At 56.0% G+C, this 1,355-nt stretch carries 2 protein-coding genes; one reads left to right on the forward strand and one right to left on the reverse strand.

Annotated features, from left to right (window positions below; genetic code table 11):
- Positions 1–196: hypothetical protein (locus GOX66_RS25705; protein WP_214652786.1), on the forward strand; the 196-nt coding region annotated here is incomplete at its 5' end.
- A gap of 54 nt (positions 197–250) precedes the next feature.
- On the opposite strand, the gene GOX66_RS25460 is transcribed toward GOX66_RS25705, so the two are convergent.
- Entirely contained in the window at positions 251–1,270 is a 1,020-nt protein-coding gene (locus GOX66_RS25460; RefSeq protein WP_170766706.1) for an IS110 family RNA-guided transposase, read from the reverse strand.
- Positions 1,271–1,355 lie beyond the last annotated feature (85 nt).

Consider the following 1,355-nt stretch of genomic DNA (forward strand, 5'->3'; position numbering starts at 1 on the left):
TCTGTGGGTGGCTCCTGCATTGCAAGAACTTTTTGGTGATGTTTGCGGGTATTTTGTCAGTACCTTCGTCTGTCCGGCCTGTTCGTGCGGTGGTGTTCCGCTGGCCTTGATGAATTCCGCGAGCGAGGTTCCAATCGGGATATCGGCCTTAGAAGAGGGCCGCTGCCATTCCCGGAGTGTCCTTGCTCTTGGTTGACTTAATTCCACATCATCATTTCAACGTCTTGCATCTCGAAGGCAGTCGGCGCGCTTAGAACGCGGGCTGCCGGTATTCTTGTTTCTTCGTAAGCATCGCCCAGATGGCCCGAGCGGCCTTGTTTGCCATCGCCGTTGTTGCCAATCGGAATGGTTTGTCTGCGATGATCTTCGCCGTCCACAGATCGACCTTCTCCGGTGAACGTTTCGCCATGACCGCGCGCGATGTCATGCCCACGACCAGCAACTTGCGAATGTAGCGATCACCCTGCTTCGTGATTTTGCCCAGACGTTCCTTGCCGCCGCTGGACTTGTTGAGCGGAGTCAGGCCCAACCACGCTGCAAGATCGCGGCCTGTCCGGAACTGATGCGCATCACCGATTGTGGCGACAATCGCTGACGCCGTGATCGGCCCAATGCCAGGCATGCGCATCAATCTGCGCGCGTCTGCATTCAGCAAGGCATGTTGCTCGATCATCTTGGAATAACCTTCGATGCGCGCGTTCAAGCCGATGAGCTGATAGCACTGGATACCAAGCATCCCGTTCGCGATTTCAGGCATGTCGGGTCGATCGCCGTTCAGATGGCGTTTTGCAAAAGCCGTCACCGCTTCGATCCCGATTGGCAAGATATGCCCAAACTCGCGCAACAGGCTGCGGATCATGTTGGCTATCTGTGTGCGCTGTCGGACGGCCAGATCTCGAGTCCGGTGGATTGAGAGAATGGCTTGCTGCTCTTCTGTCTTGATATCTACGAAGCGCATAGTCGGACGTCGGACCGCCTCGCAGATCGCTTCTGCGTCGACAGCATCGCTCTTTCCGCGCTTCACATATGGTTTGACATATCCGGCAGGCATGAGCTTCACATCATGGCCGAGCTTGCTCAGCTGACGGCCCCAATGATGGGATGAACCGCACGCTTCCATCCCGACCGTGCACGAAGGCAGCGTCTCAAAGAATGACAGCAGCTTCGCGCGCTTGATCGCCTTATTGAAAATAACGCGGCCATTCTCCGAAATGCCGTGCACTTGAAATACGTCCTTGGCCAAATCCAGGCCTACGGTCTTAACTGTCATTGGGTGGCTCCTTTCCTAGCAGTCGTTGACAACTGCACTTTGGCACATTCGATGCCGGTGGAGCAGGAGCCACCCACCTCATCCG

The organism is Ruegeria lacuscaerulensis (genome assembly GCF_013031245.1).
Classification (GTDB): domain Bacteria; phylum Pseudomonadota; class Alphaproteobacteria; order Rhodobacterales; family Rhodobacteraceae; genus Ruegeria; species Ruegeria lacuscaerulensis_C.